Genomic DNA, 7,434 nt, shown 5'->3' with positions numbered 1-7,434 from the left:
GATAGGCTGCGATGCGCTCGCGCTGCAGCCGCTCGAATTCGGCGGCGAAGTTGCGGTAGGTCTTGGCGTGGCGCGGCCTGTGTCCGGCGGTGTGGCCAAGCACGTCCTCGCTGAAGAGATACTGGGCATCGGCATGCGGCCCGGCGCCCATGCCAAGCATGATCATAGGGGTGTTCCTGGTGATCAATTCGGCGACGCGGTCCGGCACCACCTCCAACTCCGCGCCGAAGCAGCTGATGGCTTCCAGACGCTTCACGTGATCCCACACCCAGCGCGCACTCCCAGCCGTCCTGCCGACGGCCTTGAAGCCGCCGGTCCAGGTGCATTGCGAAGGGATCAGGCCGACATGCGCGACGATCGGCACGGCATTGTCGCAGAGCGTCTTCTGGATATCGAGCGAGGCGGCGCAATAGAAACAATCGCCGCCCAGGCGCGTGAAATGGAAGGCGGCCTTGAGATAGTCGTCCGCCGAGACCAGATCGCCGGCGGGGCCGTAGGGAAGCCCGACCTGAACGAAGCAGCGCCCGGCGGCCTCGCGCATTTCGGAAGAGAAGAAGCGGCCCTCGATCGACAGCATGTCGACGCCGGCAGAATTTGCCGCCGCGGCTTCCTCGAGCGTGGTGACATAGAGCATCGAGATCTTCTGTCCGCGCGCCTTCATGGCGCGGATGTCGGCGACGGTGGGCCGGTTGTTCTTGGTGACCATGTCCAGTTCCCTCAGACGGTAAAAGCGTTGCGGAAGGCTTCGAGCGCGGCTTCGGGGTCGCCGGAAGCGAACGCCTCCATGCCGACGGGTCCGCGATAGCCCATCTCTTTCAGCGCACGGGCGATGCCGCGATAGTTGATCTCGCCGGTGCCTGGCTCCATGCGCCCCGGCACGTCCGCCACCTGGATCTCGCCGATCCAGGGCAGGCAGGCGCGGCAGAGCTCGATCAGGTTCCCCTCGCCGATCTGCGCGTGATAGAGGTCGAGGTTGAGGCGCAGGCCCGGCCGGTTGACGCTGGAGACGAGCGCCAGCGTGTCCTCGGCGCGCGCGAAGGGCACGCCGGGATGATCGACCGGCAGGTTCAAATTCTCCAGCGTGAAGGTGACGCCCTCCGCCTCGGCGAGGTCGGCGATGCGGTTCAGCGTATCGCGTGCCTTGAGCCACATCGCTCCCGTGACAGTCTCGCAAGGGCTGACCGGCAGACCGCCCTCGCCCAGGCCCGTTCCATGCAGGTTGAGCCGTGCTACGCCGAGGCGCTTGCCGATCGCCGCCGTCTCCTTCGCCGTCTTCAGGAGTTCGGCTGCGCCCTCGTCATCGGCGAGCCGGCCGCGCAGGTAGCCGTTCATGATCGAGAAGGTGGCGCCGGACTTCTCCAGCATCGCGAGGTCATGATCCGGCCAGTTCCAAAGGCCCACCTGAAAGCCCAGTTCCGTCAGGCGCCTGACGCGGAATTCCATCGGGCGGTCGCGCCAGAGCATTTCGGCGCAGGCGGCAAGGGTGAATGTCTCTGTCATCTCAGATCTCGATATGCACGCGGCCGTCTTCGACCTTGGTCTTGTAGGTTTTCAGGTTCACGCAGACCGGCGCGCGCACGGCCTCGCCGGTGCGATAGTCGAACACGCCGTTATGCTTGGGGCACTCTATCCGGTACTCCATCACCAGTCCTTCGCACAGATGCACCTTCTCATGCGTGCACAGGCCGTCGGTGCAGAAGAAATCGTCGGAGGGACCGCGATAGATGGCGAATGTGCGGCCACCGTGATCGAAGCGGATCAGGTCCTCCTCCTCGATATCGTCCGTGGCGCAGGCGTCGATCCACATTGTCATTTTCTTCCTCAGATCTCCTGCGGTTTGTAATCGCTGGCCCTGACAGGCATGACGTTCTTGAGCAGCGCGACCGACTTCTCCAGCCCCTCGATGCTGCTCAGCATGACGTCTTCGTGCTCGATCGACAGCCAGCCGTCGTAACCCGCCATTTTCAGCCGGTAGCAGAATTGGCGCCACCATTCCTCGCCATGGCCGAAGCCAAGCGTGATGTAGCTCCACGAGCGCGCCGGGATGTCCATCAGCGACCCATTCTCCAGCAGCGACGTCCTCGCCTGCACCGGGGCGTTGAGCATCGTGTCCTTGGCGTGGACATGATAGATCGCATCGCCGAGTGCCTCGGCCGCCACCAGCGGATCGGCGCCCATCCAGAACAGGTGCGATGGATCGAGATTGGCGCCGATGACCGGGCCGACCGCCTGCCGCAGCTTGAGAAGCGACGGCACGTTATAGACGCATTGATTGCCGTGCAGCTCGAGCGCGATGCGTTCGACACCGCTTTCCCTGGCGAGGGTGGCGATCTCGGTCCAGAAGGGCAGCAGCACGTCCTGCCACTGATAACGCAGGATCGCCTGCGTTTCCGGCGGCCAGGACGACACGACCCAGTTCGGCATCCTGTCCTCGGCGCTGCCCGCCGGCAGGCCCGACATGGTGCAGACGGTCCTGATGCTCATCTCACCGGCCACGCGGATCGTATCCTTCAGGCATTGCCCTTGCGCGGGATCGGTCGGGTGCAGCGGGTTGCCGTTGGCATTCAGGCTGATGACGTCGAGGCCACGATCCGCAAATGCCTTGAGGAATTCGCTCCGCGCCTCGGCGCTCGACTTCATCCTCGCCAGATCGAAATGCGGCGCCGTCGACCATCCGCCGGTGTTGACCTCGACACCGTCGACGCCGAGGCGCACCGCTTCGTCCAACAATTCCGCAAAGCCGCGACCGCCAAGACTGTCGGAGACAAAACCCAGTTTCATGGTGCATTCCTCAGTGACGATAGAAGGCGGGCCGCTCTGCGCGCTCGATAACGGCTCTGGCGCCATTTGACAGCGCCTTGACGCCGGCCTCGGCGGTCAGCGTCGCGCGGTAGCCGTCCCAGGCATTTGCCGCGACCGGCCACGGCATGCCCGTCTCGACAAATCTGAGCCAGGCCTTGTTCTGCAGCCGATAGGCTTCGGCAAAGCGTGGACGCCAGTCAGGCGCGTAGCGCTCCAGCGATTTGAGCCCGACGTTGATGCGGGCGTGGACCGGCGCGTTGAGGAAGACCGAACCTTTCTCGCCCACCAGCTCGCCGCGCACGTCATAGCCATAGGCCGCGGTGTTGTTGACCTCGATGTTGACCAGTTGGCCACCGGCCGTTTCCAGCACCATGAAGACCGGCGCGCCGGCGCGCGAAGCATCGACGCCGGCCGGCTGGAAGGCGGAGATCGAGGTATAGTCGGTATCGAGCACGAAGCGCGCCACGTCGAATTCATGCGGCGCCGAATTGGTGATGGCCATCAGCCCGGTGAAGTTCGCCGGCGCCGAGACGTTGCGATGGAAATTGTGCATGAGCACCGCCCGCCCGAGCGTGCCGTCATCGAGCAGCGCCTTCATCTCGGCATAAGAAGGATCGAAGCGGCGCATGAAGCCGACCTGGACGAATGGCCTGCCCGCCCTCATCTCGGCTTCGATCACGCGCAGGCAATCGGCGGAATTAGGCGCAAGCGGCTTCTCGCAGAGAACGGGCTTTCCGGCGCGGATGGCGGCCAGCGTCAGGGCAGCGTGGGTTTCGTCCGGGCTCGCGATCAGGACGGCGTCGACGTCGGAGCGTGCGATCGTCGCAAGAGGATCAGTTGCGATATCCCTCGCGCCGCATTCCTCGGCCACCATCCGGGCACGCTCAGGCGAGGCGTCGCAAACGACCTGCAGGACGGCTCCCGGCAGATCGCCGGCGATGATGCGCGCGTGATCCGCTCCCATGATGCCTGCGCCGATGACAGCTATGCGAACAGTCATGATCTTCTCTTCCTGGCTTGTGGAGCAACCCGGCCGGCGGAGCAAAATGGTCCGCCGGCCGGTGGGAAGATGCGCCGTGGAGGTGGTGCATCTTCGGGAGGTTCCGGTGGGCCGCCGCCTATCGCAACTCCGCGACGGCTGGCGTCTGCGCTTCATGCGCGACCTGATAGGCTTCGATCTCCGCCTCAAGCTCGGCCATCGCTTCGCCACCGGCCATCAGATCGGTGATCTCCTCGCGCGACTTTTCGCCCTTGCGGAAATCGGCGGCGAGCGCGCCCCTGATCAGAACCGCGAAATGATCGCCGACGGTGAGCGCATGGATGACCTGGTGGGTGATGAAGATCACCGCAAGGCCGCGCTTGCGCGCCTCGAGGATGATCCTCAGCACATGCGCGGCTTCCTTCACGCCGAGCGCCGCGGTCGGCTCGTCAAGGATCAGCACGCGGGCGCCGAAATGGACGGCGCGGGCGATCGCCAGCGACTGGCGCTCGCCGCCGGACAGGCCGCCGACGAGGCGGTCGCCGTCGTCGATGCGGGTGATGCCGAATTCCTGGACCGCCTTGACGGCGACTTCATTCGCCTTCCTGCGGTCGTAGAAGCTGAACGGCCCCCACTTCTTCGTCGGCTCAACGCCGACGAAGAACGATCGCCCGATGCTCATCAGCGGAAAAGTGCCGCCGAACTGGTGGACCGTCGAAATGCCGCGCTCGCTGGCATCTCGAGGGCTGGCGAAGCCGGTCGGCTTGCCATCCATCAGGATCGTTCCGGAAGTCGGTTGATGCACTCCGGACAGGATCTTGATCAAAGTCGACTTACCGGCGCCGTTGTCGCCAAGCAGGCACAGGACCTCGCCGGCCTTTACCGACAGGGAGATATCGTGGAGCACGTCGATCGGCCCGAACGACTTGTTGATGTTTGCAAGCTGCAGGACTGGCTCGGCCATGACGGTGTTCCTCACTTCTTCCTCGGCGCATAGGTCAGCGCCATCTTGCGGAACGTGTTGTTCATCAGCACCGCCGCGAGGAGCAGGACGCCGATGATGAGGCTTGCCCAGTTGGCGTCGAAGCCCGTGTAGAAGATGCCCTGGTTGACGATGGCGAAGGTGATGGTGCCGAAGACGATGCCGACCACCGAACCGAAGCCCCCCGTGAGCAGCACGCCGCCGACGACCACGGATATGATCGAGTTGAAGATGAAGGACTGGCCGGTCGACACCTGGGCGCTGTTATAGAGCAGCGCCTGAGACATGCCGACGAAGGCGGCACTCAGGCCACTGCCCATGAACAGCAAGATGATGACGCGGTCGGTCGGAATGCCGGCATTGCGGGCGCTGACCTTGTCGCCGCCCAGCGCGAAGATCCAGTTGCCGTAGCGCGAGAAGTGCAACAGGTAGCCGACGATAACGGCCGCGCCGAGCCACCAGAAGATGGTGACCTGGAACACGCCGCCGACGAACTGCCCGAGGATGGCCTTGGCCAGCGGATCGGCCTGGATCGCCACGCCTGTGCTGCCGGTCAGGATGATCGAGATGCCGAGCGTCAGTCCGGCGACCGCAAAGAGGCTGCCCAGCGTAACGATCAGCGATGGCACGGCCGTGCGAATGACGAGGACGCCGTTGATGAAACCGACGAGCAGTCCGAGGGCCAGCGCGGCGGCGACGCCGACAATGATCGGAAGACCATAGAAGCCCGAAATGATCGCGACAGTCATCGAGGCCGCCGGGATGACCGAGCCAATGGAGATATCCAGCTCGCCGGCGATCATCAGCAGCCCGACCGGAAGGGCGACGATACCGATTTCGGAGGCAACGTTGAGCCAACTCGCCGCACCGCCCGCGGTCACGAAATTAGCGCCGCCGAAGATGGCGAAGAACGCAAAGACCGCCACCATGCCGAGGAAGGAGCCCATCTCGGGGCGGCGGATGAGATGGCCCATCGAGGATCCGGCGCCGGGCGCCGGTGCCGCCTTTGCGGCTGCTTGCATTCCGACCACTGAATTCATTGGGAATCCCCAGCGTGTCTTCGAGATGCTAACGCCCATAATACGACTTCATCCCGTTTCGAGAACCTGCCCGGCCGTCGGCCATGCCTCGGGCCGGGCCTGCGGATAGCGGATTGCGGAAGATCTGCTGCGGCTATCGCGCGCCGGCCTTCACGCCCGCCAGCGTAGCATCGACATTGGATGCATCGACGACGCCGGGGCCGGTCAATATCTCGCGCGTCGGAACGGACAGACCGTAATTGACGTGACCGTTCAGGATCGACACCGCAAGGTAACCCTGGAGATAGCCCTGCTGGTCGATCGTGAACAGCTGCGACCCGGCCTTGATGTTGTTGAGGATGGTCTGGTCCATGTTGACGCCACCGAGCTTGACCTTGTCCTTCAGGCCCGCCTGCATGATGCCGTTGGCGGCGCTGTTGGCGTCGACATTGCCGATCGTATAGACGCCGACGACATCCTGGTGCTGCAGCAGATGCGCCTTGAGCGCCTGCGCCACCGCGGTCGGATTGCCGAAGCTGCTCATTGGCAGGGGCAGCTCGACGCCCTTGCCGCCATGCTTGGCGATACCGGCCAGCAGACCCGCGCATTGTGCCCGGAGGTTGGCGGCGCCGGGAAGCGTGTTGACGCAGACCACGTTCTTCAGGTCGTGCTTGCCGAAATACTCGCCGCCGGCGAAGCCCGCCTTGTAGTCGTCGCTGCCGACATAGTTCATGGCGCCGAGCCGGTCCGCCGCATCGACACCGCCGGCATTGTAGATCACCAGCGGAATGCCGGCCGCGACAACGGCCTTGAAGGCCTCGTCCATCGTTTCAGGCACCCAGTCGGGCCCGACGATGGCGTCCGCGTGCTGCGAGATCGCGGTCCGGATCAGGTTGGCGGCATCCGCGCCGAGATTGTCGTAATTCTGCGGGCCGAGCCAGGTCACCGAACCGCCCTGCGCTTCGACGACCTTGCCGGCATCCTCGGCGCCGCGCTTGACGATCGACCAGAACGGGTCGTCGGCCTTGCCGCCGATGACGAATATCTTCGCCCCGGCCATCGCAGACGTCGCCGCCGTTGCCGCGACGCCGGCCAGCATGGCCGCCGCCAGGAGCTTGGTGATACGCTTCATGTCTTCCTCCCATTTGCCGTCGTTCGACGGATTTCAAAGATTGATGTCTCCAACCACGCGCCTCCCTCCCCGGCGGCGCGTGACGTGCTCGGTGTGCGCCCGGCTCACGCCGTGGCGTTCAAACGCTGCTTCTTTTTCTGGAACCGGGCGTCCATCAGCGCGTCGCCCTCCTTGGTGCCGTCGTGCCAGGTGCCGAACCACTTATCGAGCGGGATCAGCCCATCGCCGCCGTAGTTCACCTCGAAGTATTTGTGGTGCAGGTAATGAGCATAGGCGTGGCTATCGAGGCTCATCCCTTCCGTGAGCTCGAACTTCTGGAAGCCGAGATGGCCGTTGACCGCGCCGAAGCCGGCGACATGCAGTTGGAACAGCGCGACGATCGGGTTCGACGGGATGATGAGGTGCCAAAAGGCGACCGCATGATAGAGGAAGCCCTCCACCGGGTGCATCGAGAGCGACGACCACGGCGACGGGTTGATCGAATTGTGGTGGACCGAATGGATCCAGCGATAGAGCGGCC

At 64.4% G+C, this 7,434-nt stretch carries 9 protein-coding genes; all 9 read right to left on the bottom strand.

Annotation, left to right across the window (positions count from 1 at the left end; all coding sequences use genetic code 11):
* A partial coding sequence (locus tag Q0L57_RS00970) for a 3-methyl-2-oxobutanoate hydroxymethyltransferase (protein ID WP_296736497.1) occupies positions 1-706 on the bottom strand: 706 nt, incomplete at its 3' end.
* An 11-nt stretch (positions 707-717) separates the two neighbouring features.
* Positions 718-1,500 (bottom strand): hydroxypyruvate isomerase family protein, encoded by a 783-nt coding sequence (locus Q0L57_RS00965; protein ID WP_296736496.1) that lies wholly within the window; start codon positions 1,498-1,500, stop codon positions 718-720.
* 1 nt (position 1,501) lies between these two features.
* A complete protein-coding gene (locus Q0L57_RS00960; RefSeq protein ID WP_296736493.1) occupies positions 1,502-1,813 on the bottom strand; it encodes a MocE family 2Fe-2S type ferredoxin in 312 nt (103 codons plus the stop codon).
* 8 nt (positions 1,814-1,821) lie between these two features.
* Positions 1,822-2,781 (bottom strand): sugar phosphate isomerase/epimerase, encoded by a 960-nt coding sequence (locus Q0L57_RS00955; protein ID WP_296736491.1) that lies wholly within the window; start codon positions 2,779-2,781, stop codon positions 1,822-1,824.
* Positions 2,782-2,791: 10 nt separating this feature from the next.
* Complete coding sequence (locus Q0L57_RS00950; protein WP_296736489.1) at positions 2,792-3,802, bottom strand: Gfo/Idh/MocA family oxidoreductase; 1,011 nt, start codon at positions 3,800-3,802, stop codon at positions 2,792-2,794.
* Between the two features lie 118 nt (positions 3,803-3,920).
* Positions 3,921-4,745 (bottom strand): ATP-binding cassette domain-containing protein, encoded by an 825-nt coding sequence (locus Q0L57_RS00945; protein WP_296736488.1) that lies wholly within the window; start codon positions 4,743-4,745, stop codon positions 3,921-3,923.
* 11 nt (positions 4,746-4,756) lie between these two features.
* The gene (locus Q0L57_RS00940) at positions 4,757-5,737 is read right to left on the bottom strand and encodes an ABC transporter permease (protein WP_296736499.1); all 981 of its coding nucleotides are present in this window, start codon (positions 5,735-5,737) and stop codon (positions 4,757-4,759) included.
* A gap of 199 nt (positions 5,738-5,936) precedes the next feature.
* Positions 5,937-6,914, bottom strand: coding sequence for a sugar ABC transporter substrate-binding protein (locus Q0L57_RS00935; RefSeq protein WP_296736485.1), 978 nt, complete (start codon positions 6,912-6,914; stop codon positions 5,937-5,939).
* Between the two features lie 104 nt (positions 6,915-7,018).
* Positions 7,019-7,434: sterol desaturase family protein (locus tag Q0L57_RS00930; RefSeq protein ID WP_296736483.1), on the bottom strand; the 416-nt coding region annotated here is incomplete at its 5' end.

Source organism: Mesorhizobium sp. (assembly GCF_024509055.1).
Lineage (GTDB): Bacteria > Pseudomonadota > Alphaproteobacteria > Rhizobiales > Rhizobiaceae > Mesorhizobium.
The sequence above is the reverse complement of the archived record's forward strand: the minus strand, read 5'-3'. Positions and strand labels throughout refer to the sequence as shown.